Raw genomic sequence first — 23,590 nt, forward strand, 5'->3', positions numbered from 1 at the left:
AATCAATCAGGGAACATTAACAGGAAAAGCGCCTCGCACTTGAATTCCGGGCGTTTGCGGGGGTAGCAAGGCGATAGCTTCTGAGGGAGCTCGCTGCCCGTCGCGCCAATTGATTCGGCTATATCTGACAGGATCTCGATGACCGCCCGTTCCAGCCTCACGATCGTGCTCGCCGCCGGTGAAGGCACGCGCATGCGATCGAGCCTGCCGAAGGTGCTGCATCCCGTGGCTTCCCAGACGCTGCTCGCCCATGTGCTCGCCGCCGCACCGAAGGGAGCCGGCACCTCGCTCGCGGTCGTGATCGGCCCCGATCACCAGGCGGTCGCGGATGAAGCGAAGCGCATCCGCCCCGACGCGCTCACCTTCGTGCAGAGCGAACGCCTTGGCACCGCGCACGCGGTGCTGGCGGCGCGCGAGGCGATCTCGCGCGGTGTTGACGATCTCCTCATCGCCTTCGGCGACACGCCGCTGATCTCGGCCGAGACCTTTGCGCGGCTGCGCGCGCCGCTCGCCAGCGGCGCAGCGATCGCCGCGCTCGGCTTTCGCGCCGCCGACCCGACCGGCTACGGCCGCTTCATCGTCGAGGGCGACCGCCTGGTCGCGATCCGCGAACAGGCCGACGCCAGTGCGGAGGAGCGCAAGATCGATCTGTGCAACGCCGGCGTGATGGCGATCGACGGCCGCCGCGCGCTCGATATCCTCGGGCAGATCGGCAATGCGAATTCCAAGGGCGAATATTATCTGACGGACGCAGTCGAAATCGTCCGCGAAAAGGGATGGGAGTCCGTGGTGATCGAGACCAGCGAGGACGAGGTGCGCGGCATCAACACCAAGGCGCAGCTCGCCGAAGCGGAAGGCGTGATCCAGGCACGCTTGCGCAAGGCGGCGATGGAGGCCGGCGTGACACTGATCGCGCCGGAGACAGTCTATCTCTCCGCAGACACCGTGTTCGGCAAGGACGTGACCATCGAGCCGTTCGTGGTGATCGGCCCCGGCGTGTCGATCGCGGACGGCACCGTGATCCATTCCTTCTCGCACATCGTGCAGAGCACCCTCGGCAAGAACGTCTCGATCGGGCCCTATGCGCGGCTTCGTCCCGGCACCTCGCTCGGCGACGGCGCGCGCATCGGCAATTTCGTGGAGACCAAGGCGGCGACGCTGGAGGCCGGCGTCAAGGTCAACCACCTCTCCTATATCGGCGATGCCACCATTGGTGCCAACTCCAACATCGGTGCCGGCACCATCACCTGCAACTACGACGGCTTCAAGAAGCACAAGACGGTGATCGGGCAGGGCGCGTTCGTCGGCACCAACTCTTCGCTGGTCGCGCCGGTGACAATCGGCAACGGCGCCTATATCGGCTCCGGCTCGGTGATCACGAAGGATGTACCCGACGACGCGATGGCGCTGGAGCGCAACCAGCAGGTCATCAGGGAAGGCGGCGCGGCGCGCTATCGTGAGATGAAGACGGGCGGCAAGAAGCCGGAGAAGTAAGCGGCGCTACTCGTCGTCGGCGAATTCGGAGAAGATGGCGCGGGTCAGGCGCCAGCCGCGCGGCTTGGCGCGCTTCACCGGCTCGCCTTGCGCATGCTTGACGAAGACAGGCTTGCTTTCCTTGCCGCGCTGGGGAGGCGGCCAATGCGCAAGGTGCGTGCCCGTGGTCTCGCTGGCGCGGACGGACATCGATGTCAGGCCTTTGCGGTCGGACGAGCCCTTCATGACCTTGTGTCTCCTGGGGCGATCGTTGGTCAAATCTGTTGACAACAAGTTAAGGCGCGCGGTTTAAGGTCGGCCAATTCGACGCAGGCGAAGCGCAGGGCGCCCGGTGCTGTCTCAATCGGCAATAATTATTGAGTATCTGGTCCGCGGGGAATTTCGCTAAAAACTGAGCGCGTCGTTTAGGCGATTTTTCGACGATTTGAGGGATAGTGATCCGCATGTGCGGGATTGTCGGCATTCTCGGGCGCGAGCCGGTTGCAGAGCAATTGGTGGATTCGCTCAAACGTCTTGAATATCGCGGCTATGATTCCGCGGGCGTCGCCACGCTCGAAGGTGCGCACCTCGAGCGCCGCCGCGCCGAGGGCAAGCTGAAGAACCTGGAGAAGCGGCTCGAAGCCGAGCCGCTGAAGGGCACCACCGGGATCGGCCACACGCGCTGGGCCACCCACGGCAAGCCGACCGTCAACAATGCCCATCCGCACGCGACCGAGCGCGTCGCCGTCGTTCACAACGGCATCATCGAGAATTTCCGCGAGCTGCGCGAGGAGCTCGAGAAGAAGGGCACGGTGTTCCACACCGAGACCGACACCGAGATCGTGCTGCATCTCGTCGACGATTTGCTCGCACGCGGCAACAAGCCGGTCGAAGCCGTCAAGCTGACGCTGGCGCGGCTGCGCGGCGCCTTCGCGCTCGGCTTCATCTTCTCCGGCGACAACGACCTCATGATCGGGGCCCGCAACGGACCGCCACTGGCGATCGGCTACGGCGACGGCGAGATGTATCTCGGCTCCGACGCCATCGCGCTCGGCCCGTTCACCGACACGATCAGCTATCTCGAAGACGGCGACTGGGTGGTGCTGACCCGCAAGAGCGCGACGATCTTCGACAAGGACGGCTACACCGTCCAGCGCGACAAGATCCGGCACGCCGCCTCGACCTCGCTGGTCGACAAGGCCAATTACCGCCACTTCATGGCAAAGGAGATCCACGAGCAGCCGGAAGTGGTCGGCCACACGCTGGCGCGCTACGTCGACATGGCGACCGAGCGCGTCGCGCTGCCGGTCAAGCTTCCGTTCGACTTCAAGACCATCCAGCGCATCAACATCACGGCGTGCGGCACCGCGAGCTATGCCGGTTTCGTCGCGAAGTACTGGTTCGAGCGCTTTGCGCGCGTGCCGGTCGAGGTCGACGTCGCGTCCGAATTCCGCTACCGCGAGGCGCCCTTGCGCAAGGGCGATCTCGCCATCTTCATCTCCCAGTCCGGCGAGACCGCCGACACCCTGGCCGCGCTGCGCTATGCCAAGGCACAAGGCGTGCACACGGTCGCCGTCGTCAACGTGCCGACCTCCACGATCGCGCGCGAGAGCGAGACCGTGCTGCAAACTCTGGCGGGACCGGAGATCGGCGTCGCCTCGACCAAGGCTTTCACCTGCCAGCTCATGGTGCTGGCAAACCTTGCGATTGCGGCCGGCAAGGCGAGAGGCGAATTGTCCGACGAGGACGAGACCAAGCTGGTCCATGGCCTCGTCGAGGTCCCGCGCCTGATGGCAGACGCGCTCACCACCGAGCCCCAGATCGAAAAGCTCGCGCACCGGATCGCCAAGTCGCGCGACGTGCTCTATCTCGGTCGCGGCACCAGCTTCCCGCTGGCGCTCGAAGGGGCGCTGAAGCTGAAGGAGATCTCCTACATCCACGCCGAAGGCTATGCCGCGGGCGAGCTCAAGCACGGGCCGATCGCGCTGATCGACGAGACCATGCCGGTCGTCGTCATCGCGCCCCACGACCGGGTGTTCGAAAAGACCGTCTCCAACATGCAGGAGGTCGCCGCACGCGGCGGCAACATCATCCTGATGACGGACGCCAAGGGCGCCGCGGAGGCGACCGTCGAGTCCCTCGTCACCATCGTCATGCCCGACATGGCGGCGGCCTTCACGCCGATGGTCTATGCCGTCCCCGTGCAGCTGCTCGCCTATCACACGGCTGTCGTCATGGGCACCGACGTCGACCAGCCTCGCAACCTCGCCAAATCGGTGACCGTGGAATAGGCAAAACGGACATCGGTCGGTCGCTTCGTGGTCTTCCAAAACCTGCTAGAAGACCCTAGCTTGTTGCTAGCGACCGACCTGGAACCCGAATGACCCCCCGCGACGACGCGCCTGCGCCTCTTGATCCCGTCCCGGAACCGCATACCGGCCTGATGGGCCGCTTCCGTAATTATTTCCTCACCGGCCTCGTCGTGACCGGGCCGATCGCGATCACGCTGTATCTGGTCTGGTGGTTCGTCACCTGGGTCGACGGCGTGGTCCGACCCTTCGTGCCGCTGGCGTACCGACCCGAAACCTATCTGCCCTACGTCATTCCCGGCTGGGGATTGGTCGTCGCATTCTTCACGCTGACGCTGGTCGGCTTCCTGGCGGCCAATCTGATCGGCCGGACGCTGGTCGACGTCGGCGAGACGTTTCTGGGCCGGATCCCGGCGGTGCGTGCCATCTATCGCGGCCTGAAGCAGGTGTTCGAGACGCTGTTCTCGGGCAAGGGCTCGAGCTTCCGCAAGGTCGGCCTCGTCGAGTTTCCCTCGCCGGGCATGTGGTCGATCGTGCTGATCTCGCAATCGCCGAACGAGGACATTGCGCGCAGCCTGCCGGGCCAGGAGGAGCACGTCTCGGTGTTCCTGCCGTGCTCGCCAAACCCGACAACCGGCTTCTTCTTCTATGTGCCGAAGAGCAGGATCATCGAGGTCGATCTCAGCACCGAAGACGCCGCGACGCTGATCATGTCGGCCGGTGTGGTGCAGCCGGGCTCGGCCCCCGATCCGAAGAAGGCGGCGGCGCTTGCCGGTGTGGCGAATGCCGCGCGCATCGCCAATGCCTCCAAGCTCCAGCCCGAACCTGCGAAGGCGGAGTAGGGCCATTCCCCCGCGGGATGGCCGCGTTCACGCAGGCGTTTTCGTCATCTGCTAGTCTCCGATTGACCGAGCGCCTCGCTCGGAACGATTTGGAGTGCATGATGTCCAAGACCATTGCGATCCTCGCCCCCGGTGCCATGGGCAGCGCCGTGGCCCGTCGACTCAACGAACACGGCGCGCGCGTGCTGACCTCCTTGAAGGGACGCAGCGAGGCGACGCTGAAACGCGCGGCAGACGCCGGCATGGTCGGCGCCGATGACGAGGCGATCGCTGAGGCCGACATCATCCTCTCGATCGTGCCGCCGGGTGAAGCCGTCGCGCTGGCCGAACGCCTGGCGTCGCTGATCGTCCGGCGCGCAAAGAAGCCGGTTGTCGTCGACTGCAACGCCGTCAATGTCGATACGGTGCAAAGGATCGAGGAGATCATCGGCTCGGCGCAGGCGCCGTTCGTCGATGCCGGCATCATCGGATTTCCGCCGCAGCCCGGCGGCAAGAGCCCGGCCTTCTACATGTCCGGCGAGCACGCCAAGGAGGTCGCCGTGCTGAAGGACCTCGGCCTCGACGTGCGGATCGTCGAAGGCCCGGTCGGCGCGGCGTCGGCCCTGAAAATGTCGTACGCCGGCATCGTCAAGGGCCTCGCCGGCATCGGCTCGGCCATGGTGATCGCGGCAACGAAGGCGGGCGCGGCCGATGCGCTGCGCGACGAGCTTGCGCTCAGCCAGCCGGCGATCCTGGCGCGGCTCGAAGTCGCGCTGCCCGACATGATTCCGAAGGCCCATCGCTGGGTTGCGGAGATGCGGGAGATCTCCGGCTTCCTAGGCCCGGATCATCCCGCCAGCCAGATCTACGAGGGCTTTGCGCGGTGGTTCGAGCATCTCGCCGAGGATGCTAAGAGCGAGGCGGTGGATGCGGAACTGATGAAGGCCTTCGCAGAAAAGAGCGCGAAGACGCAAGTCTAGCTGTTGCCCTCTCGCAATCGGCTTGCCGTTCCGGCAGGGCAATGGCTGAATGGTCGACGCATGCAATGGGAGTTCGAATGAGAGTGCTGGTGATCGGCGTAGGGGCGCTCGGAGGCTATTACGGCGCTTGCCTCGTCCGAGCAGGCCGCGACGTGACCTTCCTGGTGCGCGAGAAGCGGGCCGAGCAATTGCGGCGGAACGGACTGCAGGTCGTGAGCCCGCACGGCGATTTCGTGGTGCAGCCGGAGATCGTTCTGGCCGGCGATCTCAGGGAGGCCTTCGACGTCGTGCTCGTCGGCGTGAAAGCCTACTCGCTCGATGACGCGATGAGCCAGTTTGCGCCCGCCGTCGGCCCCCACACGATGATCTTGCCGATCCTGAACGGGTTGAAACACATCGACGCTCTCACCTCCAGGTTCGGCGCCGCTCGCGTCCTCGGCGGACTCGCGAATGTCAGTGCGGGGCTCGATGCGGAGGGCCGGGTCGTTCAGTTCATGGCCAATCAGACGATCGTCTTCGGCGAGATCGAGGGGACGCTGAGCGAACGTGCGCTCGCGCTGGAGACGCTGCTCCAGGTCCCCGGGATCGACGTGCGCGCCAGCGAAGCCATCATGCAGGACATGTGGGAGAAGTTCGTGCAGCTCTCGACGCTCGCCGGCATCACCTGCCTGATGCGCGCGAGCATCGGAGACATCCTGGCCGTGCCCAACGGCGAGCAATCCATTTTCCGCCTGTTCGCCGAATGCTGCGCCGTTGCGACAGCTTCAGGCTTTGAGCCACGCGCGCCGTTCATCGAGTTTGACCGCAAGCTGTTCACCACCCTGGATTCGCCGCTGAAGGCCTCGATGCTGCGCGACATCGAGCGCGGCTCGATTACCGAGGCAGAGCACATCCTGGGCGATATGGCCAATCGGGCCCGTGCGCTCGGCATCGACACGCCGCTGCTGGATCTGGCCCGCGCGCATGTGGCGGCTTATGAGGTCGGGCGGCGAAGAGCGGCAGGCTAACCCGCCCCAATCAGCGGGATCGCCTCGTCCCGCTCATACAGATACAGCAGGCACCGCAGCGCCTCGCCGCGCTCGCCCTTGAGCTTCGGATCGTCCTTGAGGATGCGCAGCGCCTCGTCGCGGGCCTGGGCGATCAGTTGGCCGTGCACCTCCGGGCGCGCGATGCGGTAGCCGGGCAGGCCGCTCTGGCGTACCCCGAGCACGTCGCCTTCGCCGCGCAGCTTCAGGTCTTCCTCGGCAATGCGGAAGCCGTCGGTGGTCTCGCGGATGACCTTCAGCCGCGCTTTCGACATCTCGCCGAGCGGCTCGCCATAGAGCAATATGCAGGTCGAGGCTTCCGAGCCGCGGCCGATGCGGCCGCGCAGCTGGTGCAGCTGGGCAAGACCAAAACGCTCGGCGTTCTCGATCACCATGATGGTTGCGGCGGGCACGTCGACGCCGACCTCGACCACGGTGGTCGCGACAAGAAGTCCGATCTCGTGGGCGGCGAACTGGCCCATGACGCGATCCTTCTCGGTGCCCTTCATCTGGCCGTGGACGAGGCCGACACGCTCGCCGAAACGTTTCTGCAGGCTCTCGAAACGCTTGGTCGCATTGGTCAGGTGCTCGGTGCCTTCGGCCTCGGATTCCTCGACCAGCGGGCAGATCCAGTAGACCAGCTTGCCGGTTTCGAGCGCGCGGCCGACACCGTCCATCACCTCACCGAGCCGGCTCATGGCGACGGCGCGGGTGTCGATCGGCTGGCGGCCGGCGGGCTTTTCGCGCAGCTCGGAGATGTCCATGTCGCCGAAATAGGTCAGCACCAGCGTGCGCGGGATCGGCGTCGCGCTCAGCACCAGCACGTCGACGGCTTCGCCCTTGGACGTCAGCGCAAGCCGTTCGCGCACGCCAAAGCGGTGCTGCTCGTCGACGACGGCGAGCGCGAGATCATGGAAGGTCACATCGTCCTGGATCAGTGCATGGGTGCCGACGAGCAGGTCGATCTCGCCTGCGGCGAGCCGGGCGATGATCTCGCGCCGCTCCTTGCCCTTTTCCCGGCCGGTGAGGATGGCGACGCGCATGCCGGCGCGCTCGGCGAGCGGGGTGATGGTCTTGATGTGCTGACGCGCCAGAATTTCCGTCGGCGCCATCAGCGCGGCCTGCTTGCCGACCTCGGCGACGGCGGCAGCTGCGAGCAGCGCGACCACGGTCTTGCCGGAGCCGACGTCGCCCTGGAGCAGGCGCAGCATGCGTACCGGCTGCTTCAGATCTTCGGCGATGGCGGCCGCGGCGCTGCGCTGGGACGGGGTCAGCGCATAGGGCAGGGCGTCGATGATCTTGTTGCGCAGGTGTCCGTCGCCGGCATTGCGCACGCCGGCGGGGCGGCGCAGCTGCGCACGGATCAGCGCGAGCGCGAGCTGGCCGGCCAGCAGCTCGTCAAAGGCGAGGCGCGACCAGAACGGCTGGTCCGGCAATATGTCGGTCAGCTCGACCGGCTGGTGCACGCGATTGAGCGCGTCCGCGATCGGCGGGAAGTGGCAGCGTCGCAGCACCTCAGGGCTGATCCACTCCGGCAAGGCGGGTAGCTTCTGCAGCGCCTGCGCGATCGCGCGGCGGAGCGAGCCGAGCGCGAGGCCTTCGGTCAGAGGATAGACCGGATCGATGCCGGAGAGCTTCGAGATCGCCTCCTCGTCCAGCACGCGGTCCGGATGCACGATCTGCGGGGTTCCGTCGTACATCTGGAGCGTGCCGGAGACGTAACGCTTCTCGCCGACCGGCAGCAATTTCTCGACATAGCCGGGCTTGGCGCGGAAGAACGTGAGCACGACATCGCCGGTGTCGTCGCTGGCGTAGACGAGATACGGCGCGCGCGCGTTGCGCGGCGGGGGCGGGCGGTGGCGATCGACGGTGACTTCCAGCGTCACCATGGTTCCGACGGCCGCGTCGCGGATCTTCGGCCGGGCCCGGCGGTCGATGACCTGGCTCGGCAGATGCAGCAGCAGGTCGACCAGCCGCGGCGTCTCGCTGCGGCTGAGCAGGTACTGCAACAGCTTGTCCTGCTTCGGACCGACGCCGGATAGGCTGGTCACGGGAGCAAACAGCGGATTGAGCAGGCTGGGGCGCATTCGTGGAATCTAGGATTGTTCCTGGCCGTCATGCCCGGCTTTATGCCGGGCATCCACGTCTTTTTTGCAGCCCCACGTGGATGGCCGGGACGAGCCCGGCCATGACGGACGGGATGGGCGACCTGTCGCAACAAAAGGCTGACACGGGCGGCTCGAGTGGCTATATCACCCCGGCCCGGCACGTCCGGGCTTTCTGCGTTTGACTGGATTTGAGACATGACGGGAACGACACGATCGAGCAGCGGGCTGGACGACCGCCGCAAGCGGCTTCTGTTCCGCTGCTGGCACCGCGGCACGCGCGAGATGGACCTGATCCTCGGCCGCTTCGCGGATGCCGAGATCGGCAATCTGTCCGACGTCGAACTCGGCGAGCTCGAGCGCCTGCTCGAGGTCAACGATCCCGATCTCTATGCCGCCATCACCGGCGACAAGGTGCTGCCGTCCGATGTCACCGGCGCGCTGTTTGCCCGCATCAAGGCGTTTCCGATCACGGACGGCAATCTATGAAGCAGGGGATGAAGTCGCCGGCCGAGCTGCTCACGCCCGGCCGCGCGCTGACGCTTGCCAATGTCGCGGAAGGCGCTGAAGGCCTCGTCGTCTCCGATCTCGCCCGCGCCATCGCGGCGCGGCCGAAGAAGCCGGCCGTCAGCCTCGCCGTGGTCTGCCGCGATGGCGGGCGCATGCAGCAGCTCGAGCGGGCACTGCGCTTCTTCGCGCCCGATCTTCCGGTGCTGACCTTTCCGGCCTGGGACTGCCAGCCCTATGACCGCGTCTCGCCGCATGGCGGCATCCTGGCGCAGCGCCTGACTACGCTGGCCCGGTTGGCTCCTCTCACCGGCAGCGACAAGCCGCTGATCGTGCTGACCACAGTGAACGCCGTCGTGCAGCGCGTGCCCGCGCGCGAGCTCGTTGCGGCGCAGGCGCTGTCGGTCGCACCCGGCAATGTGGTGCCGATGGACACCGTGGTCGCCTGGCTCGAGCACAACGGCTACAACCGTTCCTCGACCGTGCGCGAGCCCGGCGAATACGCCGTGCGCGGCGGCATCCTCGATCTGTTTCCGGCCGGCCTCGATCAGCCGGTGCGGTTCGACTTTTTCGGCGACAGCCTGGAATCGATCCGCAGCTTCGACGCTGAGACCCAGCGCACGCTGCTCGACATGCGCTCGCTCGATCTCGTGCCGGTCTCGGAATTCCAGCTCGTCACCGACACCATTCGCCGCTTCCGCATGGGCTATGTCGCCGAGTTCGGTGCGCCCGAGCGCGACGATGCGCTGTACGAGGCCGTCAGCGAAGGCCGGCGCCATCCCGGCATGGAGCACTGGCTGCCGCTGTTCCAGGACCGGATGGACACGCTGTTCGATTATCTGCAGGGCGCGGCCGTCGCGATCGAGCCGCAGGCCGAGGACGCCGTGCGCGAACGCTTCAAGCAGATCCTCGACTATTACGAGGCCCGTCGGGAGGCGATGGAGCATCCCGGCGGCGGCGCCATCTACAAGCCGCTGCCGCCCGATCGGCTCTATCTGACCGAGGAGGAGTGGGGCAAGCGCCTCGGCGAGATCCCGCTGGCGCGGCTGACGCCGTTCTCCGTGCCGACCGACGGCACGAGCGTCATTGATGCCGGCGCGCGCAAGGGCCGCGACTTCGCCCCGGAACGCAACGACACCGCCGTCAACGTGTTCGAATCCGTCGTCGCGCACGTGATGGCCTTGCAAGCCCAGCGCAAGAAGGTCGTGATCGCGCTGTGGTCTGAAGGTTCGCGCGACCGCATGACTTCGATGCTGCGCGATCACAAGCTGACCCACACCACCAGCGTCAACAGCTGGCGCACGGTGCAGGCGACGCCGCGCAACGAGACCATGCTCGCCGTGCTCGGCCTCGAAAGCGGCTTCGAGACCGACGAGATCGCGCTCATCAGCGAGCAGGATATCCTCGGCGACCGCCTGGTGCGGCCGCGCAAGGCCAGCCGCAAACTCGACAATTTCATCTCGGAGGTGACGAGCCTCAATGCCGGCGACATCGTCGTGCATGTCGATCACGGCATCGGCCGCTTCATCGGCCTGCAGACGCTCGACGTCGCCGGCGCGCCGCATGACTGCCTCGAGCTGCACTACGCCGCCGAGACCAAGCTGTTCCTCCCGGTCGAGAACATCGAGCTGCTGTCGCGCTACGGCTCGGACCAAACCACGGTCGAGCTGGATCGTCTGGGCGGTTCGGGCTGGCAGACCCGCAAGGCCAAACTGAAGAACCGCATCCGCGAGATCGCGGGCGAGCTGATCAAGATCGCCGCCGAGCGCATGCTGCACGAGGCGCCGAAATTGCCGGTGCAGCAGGGCCTCTATGACGAGTTCTGCGCGCGCTTCCCCTATGACGAGACCGAGGACCAGCTCGGTGCCATCGAATCCACGCTGAAGGATCTCGAAAAGGGCCGGCCCATGGACCGGCTGATCTGCGGCGACGTCGGCTTCGGCAAGACGGAAGTCGCGCTGCGCGCCGCCTTTGCGGTCGCGCTCGACGGCAAGCAGGTCGCGGTGGTGGTGCCGACCACGCTGCTCGCCCGCCAGCACCACCGGACCTTCAACGAGCGGTTCAAGGGTTTCCCGGTCAACGTGGCCCAGGCCTCGCGCCTGATCCCCACGAAACAGCTCAACGAGGTCAAGAAGGGCCTCGCCGACGGCTCCGTCGACATCGTCGTCGGCACCCATGCGCTGCTCGGCAAGGCGATCAAATTCCGCGACCTTGGCCTCCTCATCGTCGACGAGGAGCAGCATTTCGGCGTCAGCCACAAGGAGCGGCTGAAGGCGCTGCGCGCCGAGGTCCATGTGCTGACGCTGTCGGCGACGCCGATCCCGCGGACGCTGCAGCTGGCGCTCACCGGCGTGCGCGAACTCTCGATCATCGCTTCGCCCCCGGTCGATCGCCTGGCGGTCCGGACCTTCGTCGCCCCGCATGATCCGCTGATGATCCGCGAGGCGCTGCTCCGCGAGCGCTATCGCGGCGGCCAGGCCTTCTACGTCGTGCCGCGCATCGACGACCTCGCGGAGGTCAAGGACTTCCTCGACAAGAACGTGCCGGAGATGAAGGTCGCGGTCGCGCACGGCCAGATGCCGCCCGCCGTGATCGAGGACATCATGACCGCGTTCTACGACGGCAAGTTCGACATCCTGCTGTCGACCACGATCGTCGAGTCCGGCCTCGACATCCCCAACGCCAACACGCTGATCGTGCACCGCGCCGACATGTTCGGCCTGGCCCAGCTCTACCAGCTCCGCGGCCGCGTCGGCCGCTCCAAGCTGCGGGCCTATGCTCTGTTCACGCTGCCGGCGCAGCAGAAGATCACGGTGCAGGCCGAGCGCCGGCTCACCGTGCTGCAATCGCTGGAGACGCTGGGCGCGGGCTTCCAGCTCGCGTCCCACGACCTCGACATCCGCGGCGCCGGCAATCTCCTGGGCGAGGAGCAGTCCGGCCACATCAAGGAGGTCGGCTTCGAGCTTTATCAATCGATGCTGGAGGAGGCGATCGTCAACCTCAAGGCCGGCGTCTCCGAGCCCGCGGCCGACCGCTGGTCGCCACAGATCACCATCGGCATGCCCGTGCTGATTCCGGACGACTATGTCAGCGACCTCTCGGTGCGGCTGTCGCTGTACCGGCGCCTTGCCGATCTCGACAGCGAGGAGGAGATCGAGAACTTCGGTGCCGAGATGCGCGACCGCTTCGGCGTGCTGCCGGACGAGGTGCGGTATCTCTTCAAGGTCGCTGCCATCAAGGCGTTCTGCCGCAGGGCCAATGTCGAGAAGATCGATGCCGGTCCGAAGGGCGCCGTCATCGCCTTCCGCGACAATTCCTTCGCCTATCCCGACCGCCTCGTGACCTTCATCCGCAGTCACGGCCAGGCCGCCAAGGTGCGGCCCGACATGAAGGTTGTGTTCCTGCAGGACTGGGAGACGCCGGAAGAGCGTCTCGCCGGCACGACGGAGATCATGCGGCAACTGGCGCAACTCGCCGAGAGCAAGAAGGCGGCGTAGGCAAGCAACCTCGGAGCCAGCGCGGTTCCGGGGTCTCCTTTCGGTGTTCCTGTCGTAAGACAGCGACATAACGTCACTTGCGGATCAGGCCGCGCAAGGCCATATCCTCCTTATCGAGTTTCGGCCGAACGACTTGGCCTCGCCGCTCACAAGCGCGCCTGACTGACGACCCTCCCTCCAGATCTCGACGACGCCGATTGCGCCTCTCAGCGCGGTCCTGAACATATCTATCTTAAAGGACGACCCAATGACGACGGGAATTGTGAAGTGGTTTAACAGCCAAAAGGGTTTCGGCTTCATTCAGCCGGACCAGGGAAGCCAGGACGTTTTCGTTCATATCAGCGCGGTCGAACGCGCGGGCTTGAATACCCTCAACGAGGGGCAGAAGGTTTCTTTTGAAATCGTTGCAGACCGCCGAACCGGCAAGTCTGCGGCCGAGAATCTGCGCGCCGAATAGGTTGCCGCAATCGTCATGATGAAGCTTTGACCACGGATGTACTGGCAGAGCTTCGGTTCTCTGGACCCGCGGCCGGTTTACCGGCTGCGGGTTTTTCATACCGGTTGCGGATTGACCCGCCGTCGAAACGACTGAGGTTGCAAGGGTGCCCGTTAACATCGATCCGGACCGGGAACATGACGACGTCATGTATCCGCAGGTTCTGCCGTTCTTGTTGATCCACGTCGGATGCGTCGCGGCGATCTGGTCGGGTGTTTCGTGGCAGGCGGTTGTGCTTTGCGTCGCGCTGTATTGGCTGCGCATGTTTGCGATCACGGCCGGATATCACCGGTACTTCTCGCATCGGGCTTACGCGACAAGCCGGGTGTTTCAATTCGTCCTTGCCTTCCTTGCCCAGAGCAGCGCCCAGAAGAGCGTGCTGTGGTGGGCTGCCAAGCATCGCCATCATCACCTTCACTCGGACACCGCGCAGGATGTGCATTCGCCCCGGCACAAGGGCTTCCTCTACAGCCATGTCGGCTGGATCTTCTACCGTCAGCACGATGCGACCGACCTCGTCAAAGTGGCCGATCTTGCGTCGTATCCCGAACTGATGTGGCTGCACAGGCTGGAGCTCCTGCCGGCGGTTGTGCTGGCGGGTCTGTGCTTTATCCTTGCCGGCTGGTCCGGACTCGTGGTCGGCTTCCTCTGGAGCACCGTGCTGCTGTACCACGCCACGTTCTGCATCAACTCGCTGGCGCATGTTCACGGACGCAAGCGGTATGTGACCGGTGACGATTCCCGCAACAACTGGCTGCTGGCCCTGCTGACGATGGGTGAGGGGTGGCACAACAACCATCACGCCTATCAGGCCAGCGCCCGACAGGGATTCTACTGGTATGAGATCGATCTGACCTATTATGTCCTGGTGGTCCTGTCCTGGTTCGGAATTGTCCGGGACCTGAAGATGCCTCCCGCTCAGGTTCTGCGCAATCAGCAACGGTTGGGATCACGCGTGGTCAGGCAGGCGGCAGAACAGCTCGCCGCCCGTTTCGATTCCGAGCGCATCGCGCTCGCGATCCGGACGTCGATCCATGAGACCGAATTGTCGGTCCGTGATGCTCTCGCTCTGTTGCAGCAGCGTGCCGGCGAGCGTCTGTCCAGCATGCCGACGCGCGACCAGCTGCTGGCTGAAGCGCAGCGCATGTTCGTCAAGACCATATCGCTGGACGACATTGTCGATCGTGCCTACGAGCTCTTGAACGATTCCGTCGGTTTGCTCCTGGCGGCTCCCGCTCTGTCGACCCAGTCGAAAGCGGAGGGTGGCGTTTAGCGCAGGCGATACCCATATAGGGGTATGACACATTGGCAGAAATCCAGTCCGCGACAAGCACCCAGGTCCAAGGCCGAACTCCGGGAGATGCTGACCGAAGCGGTCCGCAACACGCGACCCGTCCCTAACCGAACCCCGGCGAAGGCGCCGACGATCGCCGAAGACCCGTCTGTTTCTAATCAGGCGTTCAAAGTCCTCCCGGCCGTTCGCTGACCGGAGCAGAGCTGTATGCGCAAGTTTCCCGATCCCACCGAACAAGAGCTGAGCGAGGGCGCGCAAGCCGTTGCCTTCCAAATCGCGAATGGGAATATGCGGCAGAACTGTATCCTGCAGACGAACTTGCCGACCAAGGTGCAGGCGCAACGATATCTTCTCGCGAACTGGCCGGCCGTCGAGAAGATGGCCCGCGACGCTCTCGCGCTGGGGAAGGTCGAGAACGGCGAGATCAAGCTCGTGATGCCGTCGACGTAGCGGCGGGCGTCAACGAACCCGTTAGCTCAAGAGATACTTCAAACGGCTAAAGCATGATCCGGAAAAGTGCGCAGCGGTTTTCCGAAAAGATCATGCTTAAACAACAACCTAAAGCGCGATGACGATTCATCCTAATCGCCATCGCGCTTTAGGATGCCGCCCGCGACGCGTCGGCGGACAGCCGTGCCAGCAGCGACCGCGCTGTATCCGACGGGGACAGCGAATCCACGCTGACCACGGGATCGCTGCGCATCTCGTGCTTGCCATTGGACGTGTGCCGCATCACCGCCGACAGACGGCGGGCGATCATGTGCGCCGTGCGGAAGTCGGTCTCCGCGAACACGACGATCACTGAACCGTCCTTCTGCGCCGCGCCGAAATCCATCTGCCGCATCAGGCGGCTGAGGATGCGCGCGGCATCGAGCTGGGCACGGGAATTGCCGGGATCGAAAGCGAAGCGCGCGACCGAGAGGCCGCCGCCGCGGGCGAGCGCCTGCTCGACCGCCCTGGCAAAATCGCGGGCAAAGGCCTCGACCGTGAGCAGGCCGCTGCGCGGATCGAGCCAGCCGCCCGCATCGATCGAGCGCAGCGTGCGGCTCAGCTGCGCTTCCATCGCGTGCTGGCGGATCAAGGGCAGCGCATTGGCGGCGACCTTCGCAGGCTCGCCGGCAATCAGTTCGAGATTGGGCAGATCATAAGTCTGCGTCAGCTGATGCGCGGTGAGGACCACCGGCAGGCTGCGGAAGCGGGTGTCCTCCGCGAGCACCGTGAGGAAGGCGTCGGTCACCCGCGGGGTGAAACCTTCGGCGAGCACGACGCCGTCGAGGTCGCGGGTGTTGAGGTGTTTGGCGGCGGCCTCGATCGAGAGCGCGCCGACCACGCCGAAGCGCTCACCCAGCGCGACGGAGAGCGCGGGATAGGCTGCGCCGCGACCGATCAGGAGCACGGTGGCATCGCGCGCGGGATCGCCCTCCGGCAGCGCGAGCTTCGCTTCCGGCAGCCGGCGCAGAACCGTTGCATGCAGCGTGCGCACGCGCAGCGCGGCACGGAGCCGCGCGATCAGACGCTCGGGATTGCCGCCGCGCGAGGAGAAGGGCAACGCATTGTGCGGCAGCGTGCCCGCCGCATCCAGGGTCACGAAGGGAACGTAAGGCGATTGATCGGCGATCTTCTTTGCGAGCGCCGTCACATGCGGCTCGTGTCCGGCATGCATCGCGGCGAGAACCGCAGCCGGCTGCACCTCGTCGACCGCGCGCGCCGCGCTGGCCCAATCGGTGTCGACGACGGGAAAGAGCCGGGCCTCGTCCAGCGCTGCCACGAAGGCGGGGCGCTCGGCCTCGGACACAAACAGGATCGGGCCCGCCTGGGACATCGACAAACTCTGATCACGCAACAGATGCCGCGCAGCCTAGTTTGGCCGCCTTAATGCAGCGTCAACGGAACGTGCAAAACTATGCCTAGACCGGCCCGGAGCGGTCGCGAAAGGCCTCGACCATCAGGGGGTTAAGCCCGAGCTCGCTGAGCGCCTCGCGGGCGCGGGCATTGTCCTGGGCGCGTCCGGCCAGCCGGTGACCCGAGAGGCGGTCGGGCAGCGCCGTGAGCAGGGCGCCCTGGCCGAGCCGGCGCGCCCATTCCTGGAGATCGTTGGAGAGGAAGCGGTAGCCGCCGACGGCCATGATGCCGGAGGGCGGCGCAGTGATGCAGATCGCGCCGCTCGGACGGTCGAGCCGCGCGGCGTAGCCGGTGTCGACATAGTCGCGCGGCGGCTGCGCGGTCAGCGTCTCGCCGACCGGCTGCGGCGGGGCGTAGGCCGCGATCGGCACCATCGCGCCGCGCAGGCCGAGCGTGCCCTTCGGCGTCAGCAGGATCTCGCCGGCAATGGAGGAGCCCGACTGCTCGCGCGGGGCGCCGTGCGGCCCGGGCATGACCGGCACCGGCATGCCGTCCTCGCCGCGGCGGGCGCCGAACAGTCCGGCCTCGCCGAACAGATAGACGTCGGTCAGCGGCGCATGCGGCGCGATCCAGGCATCGCTTGCCGCGACCTGCTCGGGCGCGCGCCACAGGCCGATGACGTTGCGCAACGAGGGCATCCGTGCCGCGAGGTCGGCAGCACCGAGCCGCAACGCGAGTTGCGCCGGCGCGATCAGCACCTCGCATTCGTGCTCGTTGATCTGCTGCTCCAGCACCTCGTTCTCGAACGGGTGATGCAGCGCCAGCGTGCCGCCCGAGAGCAGCCATACCGCGAGCGAGGAGGCGAGGCCCGCGAACGACATCGGGGCGAACGCCGCCATCACGGTCGCACCCTGCCTGATGTCGGCTTCCAGCGACATGGCGAGCCCCCCGGCGATCAGGCTGAAATGCGGCCGCGGCACCGGACGGAAACCTTCGGCGGTGACGTCGAAGGAGATCATCGCCGCCTTGCGGCCGTCCTGGATCACGGCGCGCGTCAGGCCGGGCGGGCGAGCGAGGACGTCGTCGAGCGACGCCATGCCTTCGGGCAGGTCGCCTCCGAAGCCGCAGACGTGGCGGATGGAGAAGGCTTCGGCCGCGGCATGCATCGCCAGGTCGGCATAGCTGACGCCGTCGACCGTGCTCATGGTGACGATGGCGCGCGCCGCGGTGCGGTTCAGCGCAGCGGTCAGTTCCGCGTGTCGCCAGAGCAGCGGCAGCACCGCGACGACGAGGCCGGCGCGATGGGCGGCGAGCACGGTGAGCACGAACTCGACCGTATTCGGCAGCTGGATCGCGATCACGGAATTGGCCGGCAGGCCCGATTCGACGAAATGCGCCGACAGCGCCTCGATGGCCGTGTCAGCCTCGGCATAGGTCATCCGCCGCGGCTGGTGACCGGTCACGCGCGCTTTGTTGAGGGGATCGCACAGACCGAGCGCGTGCGGCTGCCGCATCAGCGTGCGCTGAAACAGCGTGTCGAGCGTCGGCGATATTGCTGGCTGGTTCACGGCGTCACTTTGCCTGATGAGCTTGCGGCTGCCCCTTCGCCCACCAGGTCTCCGGCAAATAGCCCGAGAGCGAGGTGGCCTTGGGCCGTTCTATCCGATTCCAGCGCGCGATCCATTGCTCCGATACGTTAAACAGCGGGATTGTGTAGAAGCCCGCGATCAGAGCGCGGTCGAGCGCCCGCACCGCCGGGACGAAATCCGTATGTTCGCGGGCCTCCAGCAGGGCGGCGATCATGGCATCCACCGCGGGATCCCTGGCGCCCATGTAATTGCGCGTGCCGGGATTGTCCGAGGCAGCACTGCCCCAATAGAAATATTGCTCGTTGCCGGGCGAGAGCGACTGGTCCCAGCGGTTCTGGATCATGTCGAACTCGTAAGCGAGCCGGCGCTGGTCGAACTGTACGGGATCGACCGAGCGAACGGTCGGCTCGATGCCGGCGCGCTTGAGGTCGCGCTGGAAGGCGAGCGCGATGCGCTCCTGGTCTCGGGTCGTGACCATGATCTCGAAGGTGAAGGGCGCCTTGGTCGCGCGATTGCGCAGCACGGTGCCGTCGAGATCATAGCCGGCCTCCGACAACAGCTTCAGCGCGGCGCGCAGCGTCGTGCGGTCGCGGCCCGACCCGTCGGTGACCGGCAGGCGATAACTGCCATCCATGATATCGGGCGGAATCCGTGCGGCGAACGGCTTGAGCAGCTCGCGTTCGCGTGCATCCGCCGGGCGGCCGTAGGCCGACAGGTCCGAGCCGGCGAAATAGCCGGCAGCGCGCGAATAGAGCCCGAAGAAGTAATTGCGGTTGACCAGCTCGAAATCGAACAGCAGCGTCAGGGCCTGTCGCACCCGGATGTCGGCGAAGATCGGGCGGCGGGTGTTGAACACCAGGAATTCGGAGGGCTGCGGCACGCCGGGCTTGGCGGTGTCGCGGATCACGTCGCCGCTCCGTGCAGCCGGAAAATCGTAGCCGTCGTGCCAGCGCAGCGGCTCGTGCTCGATGCGGAAATCGTAGAGGCCGCGCTTGAAGGCTTCGAACTGGCCGTTGGCCTCGCGAAAATAGTCGAGCCGGATCTCGTCGAAATTGTAGAGCCCGCGGTTGATGGCGAGGTCGCGGCCCCAATAGTCGGGATTGCGGGTGAGCGTCACGCTGGCTCCGGGCTTCACGGCCGTGACCCGATAAGGGCCCGAGCCGACCGGCGCCGTCAGCGTGGTCTCCTCGAAGGCCGCGACGTCGACTGCGTGCTTCGGCAGGACCGGCATCAGGCCGAGAATCAACGGCAGCTCGCGGTCGTTGGCGCCTGTGAGATCGAAGCGGACGGTGAGGGGATCGGGCGCCGCGGCCTTGGCAACTTTGGCGTAGTACTGCCGGTGGTTGGGGCGGCCGTGGTCGCGCAGCAGCTGCCAGGAGAACAGCACGTCCTCGGCCAGCACAGGCTTGCCGTCGGAGAAGCGGGCGCGCGGATCGAGGCGGAAGGTGACGAAGCTCCGCTCGTCGTCGGTTTCGACCGTCCTGGCGAGCAGGCCATAGAGCGTGAACGGCTCGTCATTGCCGCGTGCGAGCAGGCTCTCGACCACGTAGCCCCGCATCTGCTGCACGGCCAATCCTCTCACGATGAAGGGATTGAGGCTGTCGAAGGTTCCGAGAATCCCCCAGGTCAAGCGGCCGCCCTTGGGGGCGTCGGGGTTGGCGTAGGGCATGTGGGTGAAGTCGGCCGGCATCGCCGGCTTGCCGTGCATGGCGATGGCATGAGCCTCCTCGGCCCGGGCGCCACCTGCCGAAAGTCCGGTGACCACAGCGAGGGCGAGGACGCAGAAGCGGACGCCGAAGCCTTCGAGAAGGCGCTGGAACATGAACATCGGCACACGGTGATTCGACGACCGGCGGGACTGAATCCTATCACAGGGAATTTGGTGGGGCGTTGGCGCCAAGCCGGCCAAAGGCGGTTGTCGGCATTGATCTTTTCGTCGGCCACGTTAAAAGGCGGGCAATCGCGCAAGAGCGTCGAGCCCGTCACCTATCCGCCTTAATTGACGGGGAGAGAGCCGCGCCCAGGGCGGCCAGGTTCGGCGCTTCGGAGCGGTTCGGGCACTTCCCGTTCAGAAAGGGTTTTCCGCAATGAATTTCCGTTACTTGGCCGCGTCCGTCCGGCCGCGCGGGCGACTTCTCGCCCTGTTGACGGCGACGGCGTTGGCCATTCCGTTTGCCGCCGAGGCCCAGACCCCTGCGCCAGCCCCGGGCGCACCCAAGGCGGCTCCGGCCCCGAAGGCGGCTCCCAAGGCTGCCCCTAAGGCTCCGGCTCCGGCAGCGTCTCCGCAGGCCCAGCAGGCTCCCGCCCAGGGCGCTCCCGGGCAGCAGGGTGCGGCCCAGCCCGCTGACCAGCAGATCCAGCTGATCTACGCCCCCTGGACCAAGTTCTGTCTCAAGGGCCAGGATGCCAACGCCAAGCAAGTCTGCTTCACCGGCAAGGACGGCCGCATCGAGTCGGGACAGCCGGTCATCGCGGCCGTCATCATCGAGCCGGAAGGCGAGCCCAAGAAGATTCTGCGCGTGACGCTGCCGCTCGGCATGCAACTCGTGCACGGCACCCGCATCATCGTGGACAACAATCCACCGCTGCAGAGCCCGTATGTGATCTGCTTCCAGAACGGCTGCATGTCCGACTACGAGGCCACGCCCGAGCTCATCAACAACATGAAGAAGGGTCAGAATCTCGTTGTCCAGGCGATCAATGCCAACGGCGCGCCGCTGACCCTGCCGCTGCCGCTCGCCGGCGAATTCCAGAAGGCCTATGACGGTCCGCCGACCGATCCGAAGGTGTTCGAGGAAACCCAGAAGAAGCTCCAGGAAGAGCTTCAGAAGAAGGCCGACGAGCAGCGCAAGAAGCTCGAGCAGCAGGGTGGCGCGCCCGGCGCACCGCCGACTGCGCAGAAGTAATCGGGCCAGATTCCGAATATGAAAAAGGCGCTCGTTTCGAGCGCCTTTTTTGCTGGTTTGCTGGACGCCTATCGGCGACGATCAGTTCAGCGATGGATTGCGCGGACGATAGCCGCCGGCCTTGTCCTTGATGAAGATCTCGGCGACCTGGGAATGCCGGACCGGCTCGCCGGAATCATCCGGCAACAGGTTCTGCTCCGAGACATAGGCGACGTATTCCGACTCCGCATTCTCCGCGAGCAGGTGATAGAACGGCTGGTCCTTGTTGGGCCGCACCTCCTCGGGGATCGACAGCCACCACTCCTCGGTGTTGTTGAATTCCGGATCGATGTCGAAGATCACCCCCCGGAACGAGAAGATCCGGTGGCGAACGACCTGTCCGATCTGGAATTTCGCGGTCCGCGCTTTAATCATTCCCCGTCGATAGACCAGGATTGTGGCCGATGCTAGTGCCCTCGTCTGGAATTAACCTTCGTTTCCGGGGCGGATAGCCCCCAAGCCTTCAGAAAACACTTCATCAATGGTCGATATCCTCAATCTGGCGCTGCCCTATTTTGGTTTGATCTTCGTCGGCTTCGCCTGCGGCAAGGTCAAATCCCTCCCGGAATCGGGCCTCGCCTGGATGAACTTCTTCCTGCTCTACGTGTCGCTGCCGGCGCTGCTGTTCGCGATCATGTCGAAGACGCCGTTTTCGGAATTGAATAACCCGCCATTCCTGGTCGCGACCACGCTGTCGACGGTCGCCGCGTTCACGCTGGCGCTGGTCGTCGGCAAGGTCTTGGGCCGGCTGACGCTGCGCGAGGCGACGCTCGCGGGTCTCTCCGGTGGCTACGGCAATATCGGCTACATGGGGCCGGGTCTTGCGCTCGCCGTGCTGGGGCCGAAGGCGTCGGCGCCGACGGCGCTGATCTTCTGCTGCGACAGCATCTTCCTGTTCACGATCGTGCCGCTCTTGATCGAGCTCTCCGACCGTGACCATCCCTCGCTCGTGCACGCCTTCGGCGTCGTGCTGAAGCAGATCGTGCTCAACCCGCTGATCATGTCCGCCTGCTTCGGCGCCGCGGTCGCCGCCCTGCATATCGAGCTGCCGGTCGCGCTCGACCGCACCATCACCTTCCTCCAGAACGCAGCCGCTCCGACCGCGCTGTTCGTGCTCGGCGTGACCGTGGCGCTGCGCCCGTTCGATCGGGTGCCGTGGGAGGTGCCGGGCGTGATCGCGGTCAAGCTCCTGATTCATCCGCTCGCGGCGTTCGGCCTGATGCTGGCGTTCGGTCCGTTCGCACAACCCTGGGCGGCCACCGCCGTGCTGATGGCCTCGCTGCCGCCGGCGCTGAACGTGTTCGTGATCGCCCGGCAGAACGATGCCTGGATCGAATCAGCCTCTGTGGCAGTGCTGCTCGGCACCTTCGCGTCGGTCGTCACGCTGACCAGCGTGATGTGGGCGATCCAGAGCGGGCGGCTGGCGTTTCCGTGAGGAGGCTTATCGCCGCCACGTCGGCGTCAAGCCTTCGCGCATGGCAAAACGGCGGAGCGGGCCGATGGCGCCGAGCAGGTGCATGCCGACGGCGCGGACCGGCTGGAGCGGCAGGAAATCGTTCAGCAAAGAGCGGTTGGCGATGTCGATCGCAAAGGTGCGGCTCAAAATGTCCGGCCGCCGCGCGCGGTCGTAGCGCTTGAGGATCTCGTCCGCACCGGGATCCTGCCCCGAGGCAATGGCATCGTTCGCGAGACGGGCAATGTCGGCGGCATCGCGCAGGCCGAGATTGAGGCCCTGGGCACCGATCGGCGGAACCACATGGGCGGCTTCGCCGACCAGCGCGATGCGGTCGCGGCCGAAGGATTTTGGACGTTCGATCGCGAGCGGGAACAGGTTGCGCCCGGGCTCCACCGTCATGCGGCCGAGGATCGAATGCGACTGCTTCTCGATCGCGCCGGACAGCTCCTCATCGCTCAAGCTGCGAAGGCGCTCGGCCTCCGCTGCCGCCGAGACCCAGACGACGCTGCAGCGGTCGCCGGGCAGGGGCACGAACACGCAAGGTCCGTGCGGCGTGTGGAACTCGGTCGAGACATTGCGATGCGGCCGTGCGTGGCCGACGTTGAAGGTCAGCGCGGTCTGGTTCAGCTCGCGCCGCGTCACCTCGATGCCGGCGGCCTCGCGGCACAGCGAGTGCCGGCCGTCGGCACCGACGACTAGGCGGGCCGAGAGAAACTGACCGGAGGCCGTGCGCACAGCGACGTCGCCGGCTTCGATGACGATGCTTTCGGCCTCGTCGTCGAAGCGGACGAGGTTGGGCAGCTCGGCCGCGCGCTCTTCCAGCGCCAGCATCAACGAACGATTGTCGATGTTGTAGCCGAACGCGTCGAGGCCGATTTCGTGACAGGAGAAGCGCACCTCCGGCGCGCGGAACAGCCGGCCGGTGTCGTCGACGAGGCGCATGACCTCCAGCGCGGCCGCCTTGTCCTTGCAGCGCGGCCAGACGTCGAGGCCTTCCAGGAGATCGACGGAGGCACCCAGCAGCGCAGTGGTGCGATTGTCGGCGTAGGGCACGCGCCGTGCCACCAGCGCGGTCCGGGCCCCCGCCTGCGCCAGTGCGATGGCCGCCGCAAGTCCCGCCGGTCCGCCGCCGATCACGGCCGTGTCATGGAGTGTCGATGCGTCTGTCATGGAACGACATTGGACACGGCCGGCGGCGAATTCAAGCCCGCTGATTTTTGCCTGATTTTATGACGAATTGTGCGACGGAGC

At 65.9% G+C, this 23,590-nt stretch carries 19 protein-coding genes; 12 read left to right on the forward strand and 7 right to left on the reverse strand.

What is annotated here, in order from left to right:
- Positions 1-138: 138 nt before the first annotated feature.
- A complete protein-coding gene (gene glmU / locus ABIA42_RS13160; protein ID WP_370113175.1) occupies positions 139-1,494 on the forward strand; it encodes a bifunctional UDP-N-acetylglucosamine diphosphorylase/glucosamine-1-phosphate N-acetyltransferase GlmU in 1,356 nt (451 codons plus the stop codon).
- A gap of 6 nt (positions 1,495-1,500) precedes the next feature.
- Here the strand turns inward: glmU and ABIA42_RS13165 are convergent, their stop codons facing one another.
- A complete protein-coding gene (locus ABIA42_RS13165) occupies positions 1,501-1,719 on the reverse strand; it encodes a hypothetical protein (protein ID WP_271530655.1) in 219 nt (72 codons plus the stop codon).
- A 218-nt stretch (positions 1,720-1,937) separates the two neighbouring features.
- Here ABIA42_RS13165 and glmS point away from each other — a divergent pair, with 218 nt between their 5' ends.
- The 4 genes from glmS (at position 1,938) to panE (ending at position 6,590) form a co-directional block, all read left to right on the forward strand.
- A complete protein-coding gene (gene glmS, locus ABIA42_RS13170) occupies positions 1,938-3,764 on the forward strand; it encodes a glutamine--fructose-6-phosphate transaminase (isomerizing) (protein ID WP_271530656.1) in 1,827 nt (608 codons plus the stop codon).
- Between the two features lie 89 nt (positions 3,765-3,853).
- Positions 3,854-4,624, forward strand: coding sequence for a DUF502 domain-containing protein (locus tag ABIA42_RS13175; protein ID WP_028178752.1), 771 nt, complete (start codon positions 3,854-3,856; stop codon positions 4,622-4,624).
- A gap of 101 nt (positions 4,625-4,725) precedes the next feature.
- Complete coding sequence (locus ABIA42_RS13180; RefSeq protein ID WP_370113172.1) at positions 4,726-5,583, forward strand: DUF1932 domain-containing protein; 858 nt, start codon at positions 4,726-4,728, stop codon at positions 5,581-5,583.
- A 77-nt stretch (positions 5,584-5,660) separates the two neighbouring features.
- On the forward strand, positions 5,661-6,590 hold the full coding sequence (gene panE / locus ABIA42_RS13185) for a 2-dehydropantoate 2-reductase (protein WP_370113170.1): 930 nt from the start codon (positions 5,661-5,663) through the stop codon (positions 6,588-6,590).
- Here the strand turns inward: panE and recG are convergent.
- Entirely contained in the window at positions 6,587-8,695 is a 2,109-nt protein-coding gene (recG, locus tag ABIA42_RS13190; protein ID WP_370113168.1) for an ATP-dependent DNA helicase RecG, read from the reverse strand. The two genes, panE and recG, sit on opposite strands and share 4 nt — an antisense overlap.
- A gap of 216 nt (positions 8,696-8,911) precedes the next feature.
- Between recG and ABIA42_RS13195 the strand changes: the two genes are divergently transcribed.
- The 5 genes from ABIA42_RS13195 to ABIA42_RS13215 all read left to right on the forward strand — a co-directional run bounded on the left by ABIA42_RS13195 (position 8,912) and on the right by ABIA42_RS13215 (position 14,957).
- Positions 8,912-9,202: a succinate dehydrogenase assembly factor 2 gene (locus ABIA42_RS13195; RefSeq protein WP_370113166.1), complete on the forward strand. Its 291-nt coding sequence runs from the start codon at positions 8,912-8,914 to the stop codon at positions 9,200-9,202.
- Positions 9,199-12,717 carry a transcription-repair coupling factor gene (gene mfd, locus ABIA42_RS13200; protein ID WP_370143776.1) on the forward strand — a complete coding sequence of 1,173 codons (3,519 nt, stop codon included), beginning with the start codon at positions 9,199-9,201 and terminating at the stop codon, positions 12,715-12,717. Before ABIA42_RS13195 ends, mfd begins: the two co-directional genes overlap by 4 nt.
- A gap of 247 nt (positions 12,718-12,964) precedes the next feature.
- Complete coding sequence (locus ABIA42_RS13205) at positions 12,965-13,174, forward strand: cold-shock protein (RefSeq protein ID WP_271530662.1); 210 nt, start codon at positions 12,965-12,967, stop codon at positions 13,172-13,174.
- A 187-nt stretch (positions 13,175-13,361) separates the two neighbouring features.
- Positions 13,362-14,486 (forward strand): acyl-CoA desaturase, encoded by a 1,125-nt coding sequence (locus ABIA42_RS13210; protein WP_370143777.1) that lies wholly within the window; start codon positions 13,362-13,364, stop codon positions 14,484-14,486.
- A 228-nt stretch (positions 14,487-14,714) separates the two neighbouring features.
- Positions 14,715-14,957 (forward strand): hypothetical protein, encoded by a 243-nt coding sequence (locus ABIA42_RS13215; protein WP_370113164.1) that lies wholly within the window; start codon positions 14,715-14,717, stop codon positions 14,955-14,957.
- A gap of 148 nt (positions 14,958-15,105) precedes the next feature.
- On the opposite strand, the gene ABIA42_RS13220 is transcribed toward ABIA42_RS13215, so the two are convergent.
- From ABIA42_RS13220 to ABIA42_RS13230, 3 genes are all read right to left on the reverse strand, one after another.
- Positions 15,106-16,329, reverse strand: coding sequence for a GGDEF domain-containing protein (locus tag ABIA42_RS13220; protein WP_370113162.1), 1,224 nt, complete (start codon positions 16,327-16,329; stop codon positions 15,106-15,108).
- An 85-nt stretch (positions 16,330-16,414) separates the two neighbouring features.
- A complete protein-coding gene (locus tag ABIA42_RS13225) occupies positions 16,415-17,917 on the reverse strand; it encodes an AMP-binding protein (protein WP_370113160.1) in 1,503 nt (500 codons plus the stop codon).
- 4 nt (positions 17,918-17,921) lie between these two features.
- Positions 17,922-19,766 (reverse strand): extracellular solute-binding protein, encoded by a 1,845-nt coding sequence (locus ABIA42_RS13230; RefSeq protein WP_370123499.1) that lies wholly within the window; start codon positions 19,764-19,766, stop codon positions 17,922-17,924.
- Positions 19,767-20,025: 259 nt separating this feature from the next.
- On the opposite strand from ABIA42_RS13230, the gene ABIA42_RS13235 reads away from it, so the two are divergent.
- On the forward strand, positions 20,026-20,844 hold the full coding sequence (locus ABIA42_RS13235; protein ID WP_271530668.1) for an invasion associated locus B family protein: 819 nt from the start codon (positions 20,026-20,028) through the stop codon (positions 20,842-20,844).
- Positions 20,845-20,925: 81 nt separating this feature from the next.
- On the opposite strand, the gene hspQ is transcribed toward ABIA42_RS13235, so the two are convergent.
- Positions 20,926-21,258, reverse strand: a complete 333-nt coding sequence (hspQ, locus tag ABIA42_RS13240; RefSeq protein ID WP_028178766.1) for a heat shock protein HspQ — start codon at positions 21,256-21,258, stop codon at positions 20,926-20,928.
- A gap of 106 nt (positions 21,259-21,364) precedes the next feature.
- On the opposite strand from hspQ, the gene ABIA42_RS13245 reads away from it, so the two are divergent.
- Entirely contained in the window at positions 21,365-22,318 is a 954-nt protein-coding gene (locus tag ABIA42_RS13245; protein ID WP_028178767.1) for an AEC family transporter, read from the forward strand.
- Between the two features lie 6 nt (positions 22,319-22,324).
- Here the strand turns inward: ABIA42_RS13245 and ABIA42_RS13250 are convergent, their stop codons facing one another.
- A complete protein-coding gene (locus ABIA42_RS13250; protein WP_271530670.1) occupies positions 22,325-23,509 on the reverse strand; it encodes a UbiH/UbiF family hydroxylase in 1,185 nt (394 codons plus the stop codon).
- Between the last annotated feature and the right edge of the window lie 81 nt (positions 23,510-23,590).

This window comes from Bradyrhizobium sp. USDA 327 (assembly GCF_041262065.1).
Classification (GTDB): domain Bacteria; phylum Pseudomonadota; class Alphaproteobacteria; order Rhizobiales; family Xanthobacteraceae; genus Bradyrhizobium; species Bradyrhizobium liaoningense.